This window comes from Flavobacterium denitrificans DSM 15936, from assembly GCF_000425445.1.
Taxonomy (GTDB): domain Bacteria; phylum Bacteroidota; class Bacteroidia; order Flavobacteriales; family Flavobacteriaceae; genus Flavobacterium; species Flavobacterium denitrificans.
This window is the reverse complement of sequence record NZ_KE384378.1, coordinates 531,759-551,051: the sequence shown is the minus strand read 5'-3', so window position 1 is coordinate 551,051 and position 19,293 is coordinate 531,759. Positions and strand designations below refer to the sequence as shown.

The 19,293-nt window shown below is 35.2% G+C and carries 15 protein-coding genes; 13 read left to right on the top strand and 2 right to left on the bottom strand.

Features of this window, described 5'->3' with window-relative positions:
• Nucleotides 1-8: 8 nt before the first annotated feature.
• Both H600_RS0118980 and H600_RS0118975 read right to left on the bottom strand, forming a co-directional pair.
• The gene (locus H600_RS0118980) at nucleotides 9-1,481 is read right to left on the bottom strand and encodes a RagB/SusD family nutrient uptake outer membrane protein (RefSeq protein ID WP_026730273.1); all 1,473 of its coding nucleotides are present in this window, start codon (nucleotides 1,479-1,481) and stop codon (nucleotides 9-11) included.
• A gap of 16 nt (nucleotides 1,482-1,497) precedes the next feature.
• Nucleotides 1,498-4,629, bottom strand: coding sequence for a SusC/RagA family TonB-linked outer membrane protein (locus H600_RS0118975; RefSeq protein ID WP_026730272.1), 3,132 nt, complete (start codon nucleotides 4,627-4,629; stop codon nucleotides 1,498-1,500).
• 950 nt (nucleotides 4,630-5,579) lie between these two features.
• On the opposite strand from H600_RS0118975, the gene H600_RS0118970 reads away from it, so the two are divergent.
• The 13 genes from H600_RS0118970 (at nucleotide 5,580) to H600_RS0118910 (ending at nucleotide 19,233) form a co-directional block, all read left to right on the top strand.
• Entirely contained in the window at nucleotides 5,580-7,052 is a 1,473-nt protein-coding gene (locus tag H600_RS0118970; RefSeq protein WP_026730271.1) for an MFS transporter, read from the top strand.
• 227 nt (nucleotides 7,053-7,279) lie between these two features.
• Nucleotides 7,280-8,758 carry an MFS transporter gene (locus tag H600_RS0118965; protein ID WP_026730270.1) on the top strand — a complete coding sequence of 493 codons (1,479 nt, stop codon included), beginning with the start codon at nucleotides 7,280-7,282 and terminating at the stop codon, nucleotides 8,756-8,758.
• An 18-nt stretch (nucleotides 8,759-8,776) separates the two neighbouring features.
• The gene (locus tag H600_RS0118960) at nucleotides 8,777-10,369 is read left to right on the top strand and encodes a magnesium transporter MgtE N-terminal domain-containing protein (RefSeq protein ID WP_026730269.1); all 1,593 of its coding nucleotides are present in this window, start codon (nucleotides 8,777-8,779) and stop codon (nucleotides 10,367-10,369) included.
• 29 nt (nucleotides 10,370-10,398) lie between these two features.
• A complete protein-coding gene (locus H600_RS0118955) occupies nucleotides 10,399-11,448 on the top strand; it encodes a hypothetical protein (protein ID WP_026730268.1) in 1,050 nt (349 codons plus the stop codon).
• A 152-nt stretch (nucleotides 11,449-11,600) separates the two neighbouring features.
• A complete protein-coding gene (locus H600_RS0118950) occupies nucleotides 11,601-13,817 on the top strand; it encodes a molybdopterin oxidoreductase family protein (protein ID WP_026730267.1) in 2,217 nt (738 codons plus the stop codon).
• 19 nt (nucleotides 13,818-13,836) lie between these two features.
• Nucleotides 13,837-14,406: a 4Fe-4S dicluster domain-containing protein gene (locus H600_RS0118945; RefSeq protein WP_026730266.1), complete on the top strand. Its 570-nt coding sequence runs from the start codon at nucleotides 13,837-13,839 to the stop codon at nucleotides 14,404-14,406.
• A gap of 10 nt (nucleotides 14,407-14,416) precedes the next feature.
• Nucleotides 14,417-14,929, top strand: coding sequence for a Rieske (2Fe-2S) protein (locus tag H600_RS0118940; protein ID WP_026730265.1), 513 nt, complete (start codon nucleotides 14,417-14,419; stop codon nucleotides 14,927-14,929).
• Between the two features lie 15 nt (nucleotides 14,930-14,944).
• Nucleotides 14,945-15,193 carry a DUF6755 family protein gene (locus H600_RS0118935; protein WP_026730264.1) on the top strand — a complete coding sequence of 83 codons (249 nt, stop codon included), beginning with the start codon at nucleotides 14,945-14,947 and terminating at the stop codon, nucleotides 15,191-15,193.
• Between the two features lie 167 nt (nucleotides 15,194-15,360).
• Nucleotides 15,361-16,533: a molybdopterin molybdotransferase MoeA gene (locus tag H600_RS0118930; RefSeq protein ID WP_026730263.1), complete on the top strand. Its 1,173-nt coding sequence runs from the start codon at nucleotides 15,361-15,363 to the stop codon at nucleotides 16,531-16,533.
• Between the two features lie 148 nt (nucleotides 16,534-16,681).
• Complete coding sequence (locus H600_RS0118925; RefSeq protein ID WP_026730262.1) at nucleotides 16,682-17,428, top strand: sulfite exporter TauE/SafE family protein; 747 nt, start codon at nucleotides 16,682-16,684, stop codon at nucleotides 17,426-17,428.
• A 199-nt stretch (nucleotides 17,429-17,627) separates the two neighbouring features.
• Nucleotides 17,628-18,197, top strand: coding sequence for a molybdenum cofactor guanylyltransferase (locus tag H600_RS0118920; protein WP_026730261.1), 570 nt, complete (start codon nucleotides 17,628-17,630; stop codon nucleotides 18,195-18,197).
• A 5-nt stretch (nucleotides 18,198-18,202) separates the two neighbouring features.
• Nucleotides 18,203-18,991 (top strand): uroporphyrinogen-III C-methyltransferase, encoded by a 789-nt coding sequence (gene cobA, locus H600_RS0118915; RefSeq protein WP_026730260.1) that lies wholly within the window; start codon nucleotides 18,203-18,205, stop codon nucleotides 18,989-18,991.
• 2 nt (nucleotides 18,992-18,993) lie between these two features.
• Nucleotides 18,994-19,233, top strand: coding sequence for a MoaD/ThiS family protein (locus H600_RS0118910; RefSeq protein ID WP_026730259.1), 240 nt, complete (start codon nucleotides 18,994-18,996; stop codon nucleotides 19,231-19,233).
• Nucleotides 19,234-19,293 lie beyond the last annotated feature (60 nt).

Sequence of the window (19,293 nt, the reverse complement as noted above, 5' to 3'; positions counted from 1 at the left end):
GTTTTTAATTAATAGCCAGGGTTTTGTGGTAAACCAACTGGATCAATATTTCTTTCGCTCTGCGGAATCGGATACAGATTATTTCTTTCTGAAACTGAATTTTTAGCTGTTACTTTTTTTACTTCGGTAACCAAAGTTCCCCAGCGCACTAAGTCAAACCATCTTTGTCCTTCCTGAACAAATTCTTTTTTGCGTTCTTCCTGAATTGCGGCTCTAAAAGTGGTTTGTGTCAATCCAATTAAATCTACTGTTGGATCTGGTGTTGTAATTGGTTTGGCAAAAGCTCTTCTTCGAACTTGATTGATTAATTCGTAAGCTTCTGCAGTTGGTCCGCCTTGTTCATTTATTGCTTCCGCCAAAGACAATAAAATGTCAGCATAACGAATTACAGGAAAGTTGATTGCCACGTTTGCAGGAGTTGCTAAATTGGTTACATCCAAGTATTTTCTAAAAATTGGTTTAGGAAAAGTGTACAAAGTTCCAGTTGCAGGATTCAGCAATTGTTTGCCGTAACTTACATCTCTTCGGGTATCTCCCGCTGCGTAAATGTCATAAAACAAGGCTACATCAGAAATGATATCAGCAGGTTCAGTCGCCGTAAATCCTGTAAATGAAGTGGCTTGAAAAGTGCTTCCGCTTGAACCATTTCCAGCTTGATTAGGCTCAAATTGAACAGAGAAAATATGTTCTTTTCCGTTCTTTTTTGTTTTTGTGAAGATATCTTGAAAAGTTTCGAACAAAGCATAACCGTAGCCACCGTTAATCACTTCTTTAGCTTTTGTAATCGCATTCGGCCAGTCTTTTCTTGTTAGATAAACTTTTGTCAAAATTGCTTTTGCAGCACCAGATGTTGCACGGCCAGCATCGGTTGCTGGGTACGTTTTAGGCAGACCTTCAGCATCTTTTAAATCTGAAATAATTTGTGCGTAAACTTCTTCAACCGTTGCTCTTTTTGATTTTAAGCTTTCTAACTGAATAGAAGTTGGCTCGTGCAAAACAATTGGCACACCTCCCCAAAGACGAACAGCTTGAAAATACAATAATCCTCTAATGAATTTAGCTTCCAAAATCAATCTGCTTTTTACTGCTTCTGTTCCGGCAACTTTAGGAACATTGTCAATCGCTACGTTTGCTCTGTTAATACCAGCATAAATTTGTCTCCAAGCCACTTGCACACGGTCTGAAGTTGCATCATGTGTCAAACTGCTCAACGCTCTAACTTGAGGGTTAGTTGCCGAAACTCCTGCGGCCGCATAGTCTGTAGCCATATCGGTTAAGAAATATAAGTTTCTCCCAAATAAACTTTGCTCGCCTGGATCTAAGCTCAATGAAGCATAAACTGCAGTAACGCTAGCAACGGCATCGTCTTGTGTTTTGAAATAATTGTCTTCGGTTACAAAAGAGGTAGGGGTTACCTCTAAATCTGTGCACGATACTAATAGTCCGGCACTTAATAAGAATGTTATAATGATCTTTTTCATTTTATATTTTTTTTACTTAAAAAGTTACGTTTAGGCCCGAGATGAACGTTTTTGTGTTTGGATAAGCACCAAAGTCAATTCCCGGATACAAGTTGTTTTGCTCGTATGAACTTACTTCTGGATCATAGCCAGTGTATTTTGTCCATGTAATTAAATTTTCTGCTGAGATGTAAAATTTCACACTTTTTGTTCCCAGTTTTTTTGAAACGCTTTTTGGTAATGTGTAGCCAAGAGTAATTAATTTCAATCTTAAGAAAGAAGCATCTTCTACATATCTTTCAGAAACAATTCCTAATGGTGAACTTGAGGCTCTCGGAATTTCATTGCTCGGATTTGTTGGCGTCCATCTGTCTACTAAAGTTTCAGCAGCGTTTGTTCCAAGAGTTGAAATCTCTAATTGCTGATTCAAAGCGTTGAATATTTTTCCGCCGTAAGCGCCTTGAAAAGAGAAATTCAGATCAAAGTCGTTATATGAAATTGTGTTGCTGAAACTTCCAACGAATTTTGGCTGAGATGTTCCAAGGTTTCCTTTGTCCAAGGCTGTAATTACGCCATCTCCATTTGTATCAACATATCTTCTGTCTCCCACTTTTGTGTTGGCTAAACTGTTGATTTTGGGTTGTGTATTAACTTCTTCTTGCGTTTGGAAAATTCCGTTTGTTCGATATCCCCAGAACGTTCCAAGAGGCAAACCAACTTTTACTATTACAGGTTGTTGCTGTAGCAAAGAACCGTTTGGAACTACAGGGAAAAATTGTTCTACGCCATTTCCGATTGCTGTAACTTTATTTTTGTTGGTTGAGAAAACCAAGTTCGAATTCCAAGCGAAATTTTCTGTTTTGATGTTTTCAGTAATCAAACCAATTTCGAGACCTTTATTTTCAACACCTCCAATGTTTTGAAGAACAGTCGCATACCCAGAAGTCAATGGTACTGGAACGTTGATTAGCAAATCTTTAGTCTGTTTGTAATACACATCAAAAACAAAATTGATTTTTCTGTCCAATAATGATAAATCTAAACCAATGTTGTACTGATTTGTTTTTTCCCATTTCAAATCTGGATTTGCTAGTCGAGTAGGGGCTAAACCAGTGTAAGTTGTTCCTCCAAAAGAATAATTTACAGAACCCATCGAAGCAAGCGAAAGGTAATTTCCAATCTCTTGGTTTCCGGTTGTTCCAGCTGTAAGTCTTAATTTGGCTTCGGTTACGCCTTTGATGTTTTTGGCAAAGTCTTCGTCGGTAATGTTCCAAGAGAATCCTGCTGATGGAAAATAACCCCAAAGTGATTCTGAACCAAACCTTGAAGAACCATCCGCACGGCCTGAAAGCGTAAAATTATATTTTCCTCTATACGAATAATTTACTCTCGCTAACCACGATTTTAAAACACTTTCAAAGGCATCGCTATAAGGTTTTACCGGAATACCATCTTGTAATGCATTATAAGTATTAGCGTCGTTCACAAATGTTTGTGCTCCAGCGTTTACCACTTCGCCTTTTGTGTATTGCAATGTATACCCCCCTAAAGCTGAGAATTTATGATTTTCACCAAAGGTTGTGTTGTAATTCAATGTGTTTTCATTCAAAACAGAGCTTACACGACGATCACCAACAGAAGCCAAACCTTTAACTCCCGCCCCAGTTGTAGTTGTTGATGGTGCGTAATAATTTTGTTTGGTATCGATTACGTCACCGCTAACTACAACTTTAGCAGTCAATTTTTTGGTTATTTTGTATTCACCAAACAAACTGGTCAAAATTCTGTTGATTTTGGTTTCGTTTGTAGTGTTTTCCAAATCATTAATCGGATTCGGAATAATGCCATTCACTGCCGTAGCATATGGATTATTGGTTAAGTTGTAGCTTCCATCTTCATTTTTGATTGGCACAACTGGTGGCTGATACAATGCAACAACTAATGGATTTGGTTGTCTTCCTGCGCTTGCACCTCCATTTGTTCCAACGCCATTTGAAATTGAATTGGTATAATTTGCATTTACGCCAAATTTGAAATTCTGGGAATAATTTCTTTCGTAATTGGCGCGAAGGGAAATTCGTTTAAAGTCTGATGCAATTACAATTCCGTCCTGATCAAAATATCCTGCTGAAATTGTATATCTTGAACGTTCATCGCCTCCAGAAAAAGTCAATTGATGATTTTGTACAGGCGCAGCCGTTCTAAACAAGGCAGATTGCCAGTCATAGCCACCAGAAGTTTTAAGTGCTTCAATTTGATCAGCAGAAAAAGAAGGAGCCTGACCAATGCTTGCTTGAACATCGTTTCGCAAGCTTGCCCATTGGCTTGCATTCATTAAATGTAATTTTTTTGAAACGTTTTGAAATCCAAAATAACCTTGGTATGAAATATTGTCTTGTCCTTTTGTTCCCTTTTTTGTCGTAATAATGACAACTCCATTTGCACCCCTTGATCCGTAAATTGCAGTAGCAGAGGCATCTTTCAACACTTCAATAGATTCAATATCAGCTGGATTTATTGTCGAAAGTACGTTTACTGATGCTCCCGCATAAGCCACGCCGGCAGTTCCATTATTATTGTCATTATAAATTAAAACACCGTCTAATACGTAAAGGGGCTCATTACCTGCAGTAATTGAGTTTCCTCCACGAATGCGCACACTTGATGATGCTCCCGGACGACCTGAACTTTGCGTAACTACCACACCCGGAATGGCGCCGCGAAGCAGGTTGTCTGCCGATGAGGTTACTTGCGATAAATTGGCTTTTGGAACAGATGCTACAGAACCTGTAATATCTTTTCTTTTCTGAGATCCGTATCCAACAACTACAAGCTCGTCTAATTCTTGACGCTCTTCTTTTAAGTTGATGATAACAGGATTTTTATCTACAACAACTTCGGCTTTTTTATAACCTATGTAGGATACAATCAAAGTATAAGGAAATTTTTGGCCTGTTTGAAAATAAAATTTTCCTTCGGCATCAGTCTGGACTCCGTGAGTTGTACCTTTAATAATTACTGATGCGCCTATAATGGGTTGATTTGTAACATCATCAACCACGGTTCCGTCAAGTTTTGATTGAATGAGGGGAGTTGTATTTTGAGCATTAATTCCCGCCGTCAGAAGCAGGAGAAATAATATAGAGTATATCTTTAAATTATTTTTCATTTCTTTGTAATGGTTTAAGTAATTAACAAGGCGCCCTGAGCGTTGAATTTTCAACCCTCTAATAATGTCCTTGATTTAGTGATAAATGTTCTTTAAGCCTCGCCATTTCTGTTGCCGCAGAAATGGCTTTTTTTATTTACAGCAACAGCTTTGCATATTTTTCATCTTGATTTTTTTTAGTTGTTAGTCATTTTCTTTTTAAAAATATAGTTATAATCAAAAACCTTTTGCCGCTGGTTAAGCAACAATCAGATCGTTGTATTTTCAGTAAAATAATCTTGAGGTTAAATTTAGATTTCGTTTTTTAGATGTAGAAATCAATCTGTAAAACGAATATGTAATTGTTAGGAATTAACAACAGAAGCACATATAACAACAATTGTTATAGGTATATTTTTTAGGAAGAATGTAATACGATATGCTTTCGGTTGTTTTCAAAATATAGTGTTTTTAGTTTCAAATATAATTTTAAACTCTACTAATCCTATAGACAAAGTTAATTTTAATATAATAAAAACCAAAAAAATTGACGATTATTTTTGAAAAACTCTTGTTATTTTCCTTTTTTGGAATATAGTTTATTGTGTAAATTGCTGTTTTTCAATGTTTTGTGTTGTTTTTGTAAAAGCGTGAAAATGTTAAAAGGATTTCATTAAAAAGATGAAATTGTAGTATTTTACATTTGATTTTTTGATTTTTTTGTTTCTAAAAGTTCGTAACGGAATGAAAAACAGCTTCAAAACTTCTTGAAAATGGTTTTAATATCAATTTATAATAACTAGGAAATGTTATTTTATAATTACCTTTTGTCAGTTATCTGATTTATTATTAGTGTTTTAATCAATTTTTTCCTAATTTTAGTTTTTTACCAGAAAACAACGGTAACTTGTTTTCCGAAGTATTGATTTATAGGTTAAATTTTTAAGTAACAATTCTAACACTATTTTTCTATGTCAGACCTTTCCCAATCACATCGCATTCTTTTTTTTAATACGTTAGCCTTTATAATCTGTTTTGCCTGTTGGACGCTCAATGGGGTATTGGTAACTTTTTTAAACGACCGAGGTATTTTCGAATGGAGTGTCGTCGAAATTGGATGGTTGCTCGGAATCCCAGTTTTAACAGGCTCGGTAATGCGATTGCCAATGGGAATTCTGACCGATAAATTTGGTGGAAAACCTGTTTTTTCCTGTTTATTAATCTTAAGTTCAATTCCTTTGTTTTTGTTGCCTTTTGCTTATAATTTCTGGACGTTTGCCATTTTGAGTTTTTTGTTTGGAATGGTAGGAACTAGTTTTGCAATTGGCGTCGGATATACTTCACTATTTTATCCAAAAGAGTGGCAGGGAACAGCGTTAGGGATTTTCGGAATGGGAAATTCTGGCGCCGCACTGACTACTTTTCTAGCTCCGTCTTTATTGACAAAATTTTCAGAAAGCGATCCTGAAAACGGTTGGAAATTACTTCCTGTTATCTACGCAAGTGTTTTGCTGACAATGGGAATTGTCTTTCTGATTTTTACGAAAAATAAAAAAATTGAAGCGGCTCCCAAAACTTTAAAACAGGTTTTCAAACCATTAAAAAGTGTTAGAGTTTGGCGTTTCGGATTATATTACTTTCTGGTTTTCGGCTCGTTTGTAACTTTCTCACAATGGTTGCTCCCTAATTTCTTGAATGTCTATCATACAACTTTGGTTATGGGCGGAATCTTCGCCGCCATATTTAGTTTGCCATCTGGAGTAATCAGAGCCTATGGCGGATTTTTATCAGATCGATTCGGGGCGAGAAAAGTTATGTATTGGGTTTTGAGCTCATCGGTTGTTCTAAGCTTTTTATTGATGTTTCCTAAAATGGATATTACAACTTCTGGTTCTGGAATTACTGCTGCAAAAGCAGGGACAGTTACGGAAGTTTCAGCAGATAAAGTTGTGATTGGTGATAAAACCTATCCGATAACGCAAGAGGATAAAAATGCCAAACATAGCAAATTTCTGCCTTCAAAAACATCATGGCAGGAAGTAGTTGTAAAACAAAATCAACAAGTTCAAAAGAAAGATTTATTGGCAGAGGGAATTACACAAATTCATTTTGAAGCCAATATGTGGATTTATTTGGTATTAGTTATTCTTATTGGTTCTGCTTGGGGAATTGGTTCTGCAGCAGTTTACAAACATATTCCAGATTACTTCCCAAATGAAGTTGGAGTTGTTGGAGGAATGGTTGGAATGCTGGGTGGTTTAGGCGGTTTTTTTGGACCAATTATCTTCGGGTATCTTTTGAGTACAACAGGTTTCTGGACAAGTTCCTGGATGTTCATTTTGGCAATTTCAATTATTTGTTTAATCTGGATGCATCGCGTTGTCGTGAAATTGATGAAAGAGAAATCACCAGAATATGCAAAAGACATGGATCGAAAACATTAAAATTGATGTAAATAAAACGCATTAAAAAGTTATACTTAAAAGCCTTTTTCTTTAAAATGAGAAAAAGGCTTTTTTATGTTTTAAACTTTAATTTTTCAGTATTTTTTTAAATAAGATATAATTGTCTTTTATATGATATATGTCATATAAAATGAAGATTTGAGTCTATAATTTTGCTGGTATAACACAGAATAATTTCTATGTGATATTCAAGTAATCTATATTTTATGAGTAATTTATCTCAATCTCACCGAATTTTATTTCTCAATACCCTTGCTTTTACAGTGTGTTTTGCTTGTTGGACATTAAATGGAGTTTTGATCACTTTTTTGGCCGATAAAGGAATTTTCAATTTTACAGTTGTCGAAATCGGATGGCTTTTAGGAATTCCGATTCTTTCAGGGGCTATTTTTAGACTTCCAATTGGGATTTTAACCGACAAGTATGGAGGTAAAATTATTTTTTCTGTTTTGCTTCTGCTTTGTTCTATTCCACTTTTCTTAATGCCTTTTGCAGATTCGTTTTGGAGTTTCGCAGTCCTCAGTTTTTTTTTCGGATTAGTAGGTACTAGTTTTGCTGTCGGGATTGGATATACCTCAGTTTGGTACCCAAAAGAATGGCAGGGAAGAGCATTAGGAATCTTCGGAATGGGAAATGCTGGTGCAGCAATTACCACTTTTATTGCGCCAACTATTCTAAATGATTTATCGGAAAATAATCCCGTTAATGGCTGGAAAATGCTTCCGGTTATTTATGCCTTTGCACTTGTTATTATTGGAATTCTTTTTATGGTTTTTGCTAAAAACAAAACAAATCAAGGCGTTTCAAAAACTATGAGTGAGCTCATGTCTCCGCTTAAAAAAGTCAGAGTTTGGCGCTTTGGAACCTATTATTTTTTAGTCTTCGGTTTTTTTGTTGCCTACTCGCAATGGCTTCTTCCCAATTTTATGAATGTCTATAATACTACATTAGTAATGGGCGGAATGTTTGCAACAATGTTTAGTCTTCCCTCAGGGGTTATAAGAGCTTTTGGAGGTTATCTATCTGATAAATTTGGGGCTCGAAAAGTAATGTATTGGGTTCTAGGGTCTTCAATCATAATCAGTTTTTTATTAATGTTTCCTAAAATGGAAATCTTTACTGCAGGACCCGGAGTTATGTCTTTAAGTAGTGGAACTGTAACAGAAATAGCGGCTGATAAAATAATCGTCAACGGAAAAAAACATCAAATCAATAATAAAAAAGACTTAGAAATAAACAGTGAATCTACCGTTTTTCCTGTAAAAAAATCTTGGCAGGAAATTATCGTACAACAAAATCAAGAAGTTAAAAAGAAAGAATTATTAGCAAAAGGAATTACGCAAATCAACTTCAGCGCTAATCTTTGGGTGTATGTTATTTTGGTAACGTTAATTGGAATTTCATGGGGAATTGGTAAAGCAGCGGTTTACAAACATATTCCAGAATATTTTCCCAATGAAGTTGGAGTTGTGGGAGGAATGGTTGGCTTGATTGGCGGTCTAGGTGGATTTTTAGGTCCAATAATCTTTGGTTATCTCCTCAATTATACCGGACTCTGGACAAGTTCATGGATATTCATATTTCTAGTTTCTGTGGGTTGTTTGATATGGATGCACAGAACAATTATAAATGCATTACGAAGCAAATCACCTGATTTTACTAGAGAAATAGAAGACAATCATTAAAAATTAAAATACAATAAAATGAAAACTTGGTTAGACAAATGGAACCCCGAAGATGAAGCGTATTGGAATGCTGGCGGAAGTAAAATAGCTTGGAGAACTTTAACAATTACAACAATTACATTAGTGCTGTCATTTGCTTCTTGGTTTATGATGAGCGTTATAGCAGTAAAATTACCCGGATTAGGATTTAATTTTTCAAAAGACCAGCTTTTCTGGTTGACTGCAATTCCTGGATTAGCTGCTGGATTTTTAAGAATTATTCATACGTTTTTGCTTCCTATTTTTGGAACACGACATATTGTGTCTTTCGCAACAGCAATTAAATTAATTCCTGTAATCGGAATTGGTTTTGCTGTTATGAATGTAAATACACCTTTCTGGGTTTTTGCAGTTTTGGCTTTTACAACTGGTTTTGGCGGTGGTGATTTTTCATCTTATATGCCAAGTACCAGTTTGTTTTTTCCTCAAAAATTAAAAGGAACTGCATTAGGAATTCAGGCAGGAATTGGAAATTTTGGTGTTTCAATAGCGCAATTTGTTACACCTTTAGTCATCAGTGTTGGAATTTTTGGAGCCTCAACCGTTTTTACCAATATTGATCCCAAAGAAACATTAGCAGTTTTTCAAAATTCATCAATAGAAAAACAAAAAGAAGTTTTTGTAGCGCTAGATACCGAAGTGCAAGCAAAAATTCTTTCTAATGTAAAGAAGATTGTTATTGATTCAGTTAGCACTGCCGTGAATTCTAATGATAATGCAATTGTTTTTATTTCACTTCCTAATAAAGCAAAGGCAAAAGCGATTGCAAATGCAAATCCAAAACTAGCTGAAAAAATAATAAACAACCTCAGTGCTGAAAATACGGCAGTAAAAAACAAACCAATTTATTTGCAATCTGCAGCATTTTGGTATGCGCCTTTTTTAATAATAATGACGATCGTGAGCTGGTTTTATTTAAAAAGTATTCCAATGAAAGCTTCAGTAAAAGAGCAATTGGATATTTTTTCCAATAAGCATACTTGGTATTGTACAATCACTTACGTTATGACTTTCGGAACTTTTGCTGGCTTGTCTGCCGCCTTTCCTTTAATGATTAAATTTTTATACGGAGATTTTCCAAATGCGCCAGATCCTTTGGTATATGCTTTTTATGGTCCATTGATTGGTTCTGCCAGCCGAATCGCTTTCGGTTTTGTTGCCGATAAAGTTGGAGGGGCAGTATTGACAACCATAACGGGATTAGGAATTCTGGTTGGAGCGGTTGTTTTAGTCACTCAAGGATTAGTTGCACCAACAAGCATGGATCAATTTCCGCTTTTTGTGGGAGTAATTATGGTAATGTTCTTTTTCACCGGAATTGGAAATGCGGGTACTTTTAGACAATATCCAATTATTTTTAAAGAAAATCCGCGTCAGGCAGCTGGTGTTATTGGCTGGACAGCTGCTATAGCAGCGTTTGGGCCATTTATATTTTCTAAATTAATAGGAAATAATATTTCTAGTAATGGTACTGTAAATCAATTTTTTATTGGTGTTGCTTTTTTTACTATATTAGCTACAGGTATCAATTGGTGGTTTTACAATCGTAAGAATTGCGAGAAGCCAAGTTAAGGAAGTAATCATTAAATTAAAAATTAAGGATGAAAAATAAAACGTTTAATACCAAAGCTTTACTGGTTGCAACAGTAGTTTCTATACTTACAATTATACTAGTGTTTTACGGTTCAAGACAATTGCAAAATTTTGATGCAGCACTGGTTACTTATTTATTCGGAACCGTATTTGCTTTCTTTGGAATTGTTTATAGATACACAGTCTGGCTTCAAAGACCTCCAACCTGGATGTATTTTAAAAGAAGCCTTAAATTCCTTTTTACCGGAAAAGTGTTTGCACATTTATGGTTTTTGGGGAAAGAATCGGTACAAAATATTTTAGTTCAAAGATTCATTTATCCAAGAAGCAAATGGCGTTGGTTTGCTCATTTTTGTATTGCTTTAGGATGTTTATCGGCTTTTGCTATTACAATTCCGCTTACGTTCGGATGGATTCATTTCACATTGGCACCCAATTCCATTTCCATTTACGAAGCTCATTTTTTCGGATTCAAAATGATGGATTTCCAGATAAATTCCTTTTTGGCATTTCTAATTTTTCATGCTTTAAACTGGTCATCTTGGCTTGTAATAATAGGTTCAGTTTATTATTTAAGAAGAAGATTGACAAATCCTGGATTAATTGCAACACAAACTTTTGAAGGCGATTTACTGCCTCTAATTTTATTGATCGCAATATCCGTTACAGGTTTGTGCCTAACTTATTCGTATCAATTCATGAAAGGTTTTGCATACGATTTCCTTGCTGTAATTCATTGTGTAACTGTAATTATGTTTTTGTTGTGGATTCCGTTTGGGAAATTCTTTCATATCATTCAGCGCCCGGCACAAATTGGCGCACATATTTATAAGCAAGAAGGAATTAAAAAAGGAATGGCAGTTTGTCCGCATACTGGTGAAGAATTCGCTACACAGCTTCATATCGACGATTTAAAAACAGTAACCAAACAATTAGGGTTTGATTTTACCCACGAAGACGGAACTTCTCACCTTGATTTAAGTCCCGAAGGAAAAAGATCAAGACTAGCGCAAGCACATTTAAAAGCCAGATTAGAGGGCGGAAATTTATTTGGATAAAGAAAATAGTTTCAGGTTTAAAGTTTAAAGTTTAAAGTTCCGCACAGAACCTGAAACCTGAAGACAAAATTTATAAAAGGTTTAAGTTTAAGTTTTCAAGTTCCGTACAGAACCTGAAACCTGAAACTTGAAACAAAACAAACAAAAAAAGCATGGCAAAACTACCAGTATCAATAGAGGAAATTATAGAGGCTTTTGGTCCACACAAAAATTATGCGCCAGTAGACGGATATGAAGGAAGAGATGAACCAGACGAAGTTGTAAAAACGCATTGTTGTTTCTGCGGAATGCAATGTGGAATTCAATTAATGGTAAAAGAAAATAAAGTCGTGGGCTTTGAACCTTGGATGGAATTTCCTTTCAACGAAGGGCGTTTGTGTCCAAAAGGAGTGCAACGTTATTTGCAAAATAATCACCCAGACCGACTTTTACACCCGATACAAAGAGTAGAGGGAAAAGGTTTTGAAAAAGTTTCTTGGGATGATGCGATGGATAAAACTGTTTCTGAAATAAAAAGAATTCAGGAAAAATACGGAAAACATGCTTTCTCCATGTTATCTGGAGTTTCATTGACAAATGAAAAAAGTTATTTAGTTGGAAAATTTGCCCGTGTTGCTCTAAAAACAAGAAATCTGGATTACAATGGAAGACTTTGCATGGTAAGTGCTGGTGCCGGAAATAAAAAAGCATTCGGTTTAGATCGCGCTTCAAATAATTACTCCGATTTAGAATATGCCGAAGTGATTATTGTAACTGGAGCCAATATTAGTGAAACTTTTCCAACGCTGACACATTGGATTTGGAAAGCAAGAGATAGAGGCGCAAAATTAATCGTAATCGATCCAAGGATGATTCCACTTGCGCGAACTGCCGATATTCATTTAGATGTAAAACCCGGAACAGATTCTGCGTTGTATGGAGCAATGCTGAAATATTTAGTCGATCACGATATGCTTGATCACGATTTTATTGATAATTATACTTCAGGATTTCAGGAAACTATCGATGCTGTAAAAGACTATACATTAGAATGGGCAGAAGAAGTTACCGGAATTGACAAAGAAAAAATAAAAGCAGCCGCCGAATTATGGGGAAAAGCGAAAACAAGTTTTTTACTTCATGCACGTGGTATTGAACACCATTCAAAAGGTGTCGATAATGTTTTAGGATGTATTAACCTCGTTTTAGCAACCGGAAGAATTGGAAGACCATATTGTGGTTACGGAACTATTACCGGACAAGGAAATGGCCAAGGCGGAAGAGAACATGGACATAAATGCGATCAATTGCCGGGAAACAGAGATATTGAAAATCCGGAACACAGAAAATACATTTCAGAAGTTTGGGGAATTGACGAAAAAGATTTACCCGGAAAAGGACTTACGGCCTATGAAATTATAGAAGCCATTCATAGAGATGAAATCAAAGGATTAATTTCGATTTGTTTTAACCCATTAGTTTCACTTCCAAACAATAATTATGTGCGTTCAGCTTTAGAAAAATTAGAGTTTTACGTCTGTATTGATTTCTTTTTAAATGAAACCGCAAGACATGCCGATATTGTTTTGGCAGGATCTTTACAAGAAGAAGAAGAAGGAACAACAACCTCGGCAGAAGGTCGAGTAATTCGCATCAGGCAAGCCGTTACGCCTCCGGGTGAAGCGCGAACTGATACTTCGATTTTATTAGAAATAGCTGAACGTTTGGGCGAAAAGGATAAATTCACCTACAATAATAGCGAAGAAATTTTCAACGAACTGCGTGTAGCTTCAAAAGGAGGAACAGCAGATTATTTCGGAATTACATATAAAAAAGTAGAAGACAACATGGGCATTTTTTGGCCTTGCCCAACCGAAGATCATCCCGGAACACCAAGACTTTGGGAAGATAAAAAATTCAAAACACCTGATGGAAAAGCACATTTTAATCCTGCTCCATACAAACTTCCGGGCGAAATTACCGATGAAGAATATCCAATAACATTGACAACCGGACGTGTCGTTTCGCAATACTTGAGCGGAACACAAACCCGCAGAATTGGAAAATTAGTGGATCAGTTTCCGGAGCCAATGGTTGAAATTCATCCCGAAATGGCTCTGAAATACAATATAAAGCAACGTGAATTAGTTCGAGTGGTAACGCGTCGAGGAGAAGGAATATTTCCAGCCAATATTGTAGAAACTATCAGAAAAGATACTGTTTTTATTCCGTATCACTGGCCGGGACATAAATCGGCAAATCAATTAACACCTGGAACTTTAGACCCAATTTCAAAAATTCCAGAGTTTAAAGTCTGTGCCTGTCAATTATTTCCGCAGGGAACAATTGCCTCGCCGTCTAAAGAATCTGAAGCATATGCAAGTGTTTAATCTATAAAAATTTAACCTTATGAATTTAACCAATTTTAATACCAGTGAAGAATTTTTTGTAGATATGCAACGTTGCATTGGCTGTAAAGCCTGTGAAATGGCTTGCGCCGAATGTGAAACCAACGGTCAGCAAACCTTAATCAGCGTGAATTATGTAGATCGTGCTTCAACAATCCAGACGACAGTTCAGGTTTGTATGCATTGCGAAGATCCCGTTTGTGCGAATGTTTGCCCTGCAGATGCAATTTCGCAGGATGAATTTGGGATTGTTCACACTGCAAGCACAGAAAGATGTATTGGCTGTTCGAATTGCGTTATGGCTTGTCCTTTCGGAGTTCCAAAGAAAAATGAAGATTATGATTTGATGATGAAATGCAATATGTGCTACGACCGAACAAGCGTTGGAAAAAAACCAATGTGTGCAACAGTTTGCCCAAGCGGTGCTTTGTTTTTTGGTACAAGAGAACAAATTGAAGAAATGCGACCAAATAGTACACCAATTAATAATTTTATTTTTGGACAAGAAAAAGTAACGACAAAAGTTAATATTATGATGCCAAAAGGCAGTACAGAATTACGAATTTATTAAATGACAAGTCATGTCTAAAGAAGATAATTTAAATGAAAACTGGAAAAAAGATTTTCCAATAAAAAAACAAGAATCAACTCAAGTCAGTCGACGCGATTTTGCCAAGTTCCTAACATTTGTTTCAGGCGGATTAATGGTTGGAACTGGCTTCGTTACGGCAAAAGCGCTTTTTTTGCCAAAAGAAGAAGTTCAGGGAGAACATTTTATTTGTAACAAAGAAGATGTTCCTGTGGGAGGGACAAGAGGTTTTGTTTTAGAAGGAAGCACAATTCCGTATATTTTGATCCATCTTGAAAATGGCGACTTTAGAGCTTACGAGCAAAAATGTACACATCTTTCCTGTTCTGTTTTTTACAAACCTGGAACCGGAATTATACATTGTCCGTGCCATGAAGGATCTTTTGATGCCAGTACTGGTGACGTAATTGCTGGGCCACCGCCAAGAGCATTGCCACAATTGGAAGTGTTTTTTAAAGAAAATGCCGTTTTTGTAAAAGCGCTGATTGAGAAAAAAGAAAGCTAATTTAATTTTTAAACTATGAGCACATTTAGAAGAAGCCAGAACCGAGCAAATCCTAATAAACTGAATAATATACTTTCGACACTTATTTTTATTCTGATTTTAAATGTCAGTATCCAGATTTGGCTTTTGTATGCCTCATTGAATAATGCGTTAGATAATAATAAAGAAATTTTAATTCCTGCTTTTATAGCTTCGGCAATCCTATTTTTCATTGGTTTTGCATGGCTATACTATCTTCCAAAGGGAAATTTTAGAAAGAAATAAAATGAAATCCGTAATTTCAAAAAGCTATTTTGATTTTTTCTGATTCTAATTGCGTTAATTACACTAAATTTATATTTTTTAAAGAATTAAGATTTTTAATGATTTTAACTAAGTAAAAATACTTATATTTGTAATAAGTATTTTTTGCTTTTAATATATTACCAGAAATGATCAAAGTTGAAGAAGCCATAGCCATTATTGAAGCGAACAGTACTAAAATGCCAACCAAGCGAATTAAGGTTAATAAAGCTTTGGGATATGTTTTGGCTAAAAAAGTGATTTCGCCAATAAACATGCCGCCGTTTCGTCAGTCGGCAATGGATGGATATGCTTTTGCGCACAGCATTCGACATCAATATGACATTGTGGGGATTTCTCAGGCTGGAGATCATTCGGATATAAAATTAAAAGCAACCGAAGCAATTAGAATCTTTACAGGCGCTCACGTTCCAGATCACGCAGATACAGTGGTAATGCAAGAGCATGTAATGGCAAATAATGATTCAATTTTGATTGCTACAATGCCAGAAAAATTAGCAAATGTTCGCCCAATTGGAGAACAAATTCGCAAAGAGGAAATGGTTTTTGAGGCTAATACGCTAATTACGCCTGCAGCAATTGGATTTTTGGCTTGTTTGGGAATTACAGAAATTGAAGTTTATAAAAAGCCAAAAGTAGCCATTTTAGTTACTGGAAATGAATTGGTTCAACCGGGAAAAAAACTAAAAAAAGGAAAAATCTTTGAAAGCAATTCGGTTATGTTGGAAGCCGCACTTCAAACAATCGGAATAAAAAAAACGAAAGTTTTTAGAGTAAAAGATAATTTAAAAGCGACAAAAAAATCTTTGAAAGAGATTTTAAAAAAATATGACATCGTTCTTATTTCGGGTGGTATTTCAGTTGGTGATTATGATTTTGTTAAAGAAGCTTTATTGCAAAATGATGTAAAAGAGCTTTTCTACAAAATCAATCAAAAACCGGGAAAACCGATGTTCTTTGGTAAAAAAAATGAAACGTTAGTTTTTGCCCTTCCGGGAAATCCCGCTTCTTCATTGACTAATTTTTATATTTACGTCGCACCGGCAGTAAAAAATAGAATGGGGTTTTCGGAAATCCATAAAACGAAAGTAGTTCGAAAACTAAATTCACAAATAAAGAACACCACTGGAAAAACATTGTTTTTAAAAGCAAAATATGACCAAACAAATGTCACGGTTTTAGACGGCCAAAGCTCTGCAATGCTAAACACATTTGCCGTTGCAAACAGTTTATTAATTGTTCCAGAGAATATAGAAAATTATGTAAAAGGACAATCAGTGACATTATTGCCGATTGATTAGATTTTAGAATTAGAAAATAGAAGAAAGAAGCAAGAAAATAGATTTTTAGGTAGTACTGATGAAAAGCAGTGTATAAATTAAAACATATAGCTAAGAAATCTGAAGAAAAAAATGATTAAACAGTTAACCAAATAAACGATTAAACAAAATGCACTTACTTAGTTCCGAAAACATACTATTATTCAGTTTCGCATTAATTGTCATTGCATTTTTATATTCAAGTGTTGGGCATGGCGGAGCATCGGGATATCTGGCATTAATGAGCATTTTTGCTTTCCCAGTTTCAGTAATGAAACCATCGGCTTTATTGCTGAATTTGTTTGTATCTAGTATTTCGTTTTTGTTTTATTACAGAAATAATTATTTCAAGCCAAAGCTCTTTTATCCGTTTGCAATTGCATCGATTCCGGCGGCTTTTATTGGTGGCTTTATCACTTTGGATAATACGATTTACAAAATAGTTCTCGGAATTGTACTGGTTTTTGCTGCTTTGAGATTGTTTGGAATTTTCAATTTTAAAGAGAAAGAAGAAGTAAAAATAAATCTTCCGTTTGCATTAGCAATTGGGTTCACTATCGGATTATTATCAGGAATGTTAGGAATTGGTGGGGGAATTATTTTAAGTCCGATTCTATTATTTTTAGGATGGGCTTCGGTTAAAGAATCAGCGGCGATTTCGAGTTTGTTCATTTTTGTGAATTCATTTGCCGGAATGCTAGGATTCTTTTTAGGAGGAAAAACAATCCCGATGGATAGTTTTTATTTAGTTCCAATAGCAGTTATAGGAGGAATGTTAGGCGGATTTTATGGAAGCGGAAAATTCTCAAACAGAACCTTAAAAATGGTTCTAGGAACCGTAATTTTAATGGCAAGTGTGAAATTGATTTTTCCGTAGAGAAGAAAAATTTTAAACACATAGAAACATAGATTAAATTAAAATAAAGAATAAAAAGATAACTAGTTATTACACATAGCGCTATGTTTATTTATGCAAGTGAAACGCCTTAAACACAAAGAAAAACTATGTTTCTATGTGTTAGAATAAAAGAAAAAGATTGGCAAACTTGAAACGTTAAACCTGAAACAAAAGAAAAATGAAAACAACAGTATTTATTCTTTGCGGAGGAAAAAGCACCAGAATGCAGTCAGAAAAAGGATTGGTTTTGTTTCAGGATAAACCATTTATTGAGCATATCATTCAGGCGATTTTGCCTATTACAAATAATATAAAGCTGATTACGGCATCAAAAGAATATGATTATTTGGAATATGAAAAAATTCCAGATTTGATTGCAGAAAAAGGTCCGTTAGGAGGAATTTACACAGCATTGTCACATTCTGAAACCGAATTCAATTTGATTTTAAGTTGTGATATTCCATTGATTTCAACCGAATTATTGCAGGAATTAATTTCAAAACATAATACAGAAGCCGAAATTACGGTTTTTGCTTCTGAAAGCAGATTGCATCCGTTAATCGGAATTTATTCAAAAAAAATATTGCCTGTTATCAAAGGCGCAATTGATAACGACGATTTGAAAATGATGAATTTGTTTGCCAATATACCGCACCAAATCATCAATATTGAAGAAAGTGAAAACTTTCCTTTAACCAATATTAATTCGGCAGACGAATTAAATGATCTGAATATCAATTTAACTTGAAGATTATGCAAAATTTTAAAACACCAAAATTAACGATTGTAGGCGCAGGTCCTGGTGACGTTGAATTGATCACGCTAAAAGCAATTAAGGCTTTACAAAGTGCCGATGTAGTTTTGTACGATGCATTAGTAAATGAAGAATTATTAGAATATGCAACAAATGCAGAAATTGTTTTTGTTGGAAAACGTTTAGGTTGCCACGCTTACACGCAAGACCAGATCAACGATTTGATTGTTTCGATGGCTAATGTTCATGGACATGTGGTACGATTAAAAGGCGGTGATTCTTTTGTTTTTGGAAGAGGAAGCGAAGAGATTGATTACGCCGTAAAATTTGGTTTAGAAACGGCTGTTGTTCCAGGAATTTCATCAGCTTTGGGTGTTCCAGCTTCTGCGGGAATCAGTTTGACACAGCGTAAAATTGCAGAAAGTTTTTGGGTAATTACTGGAACAACTTCCAATCATGAATTGTCGAAAGATATTCATTTAGCATCAAAATCGGCGGCGACTGTAGTGATTTTGATGGGAATGCACAAATTGGACGAAATCATTTCAATCTATCAAGAAAACAGAACGGATGATTTGCCAATTGCGATTATTCAAAACGGAACTAAAAATTCGGAACAAAAAGTGATTGGAACTATAAACACAATTACTAAATTGGTATCCGAAAAAAATATATCATCACCAGCTATTATCGTGATTGGTGAAGTCGTGAAAAATACATCAAAATTGACCGAGTATTTTCAAGAACATTTTGATGATGAATTCATTTTTCAGAATTTAAATTTATAAGAATGATTGAGGTTAAATATTTTGGAGCTGTTGCTGAAAAAACAAAATGCGAATTCGAAAAATTATCTTTTTCAGAAGAATTGTCATTGCAAAAACTTTTGCAGGATTTAAACGAAAAATATGAGTTTGAATCGCTGACTTTCAGCGTTGCAGTAAATCAAAAAATAGTTTCAAAAGCTTCAGATTACACTTTACAAACCACTGATATTGTGGCTTTGTTACCACCATTTGCTGGTGGTTAATGTGAAATGAAAAAATATCTTAACACATAGAAACATAGTTTTTTGTGTTGAAAAAAAAGA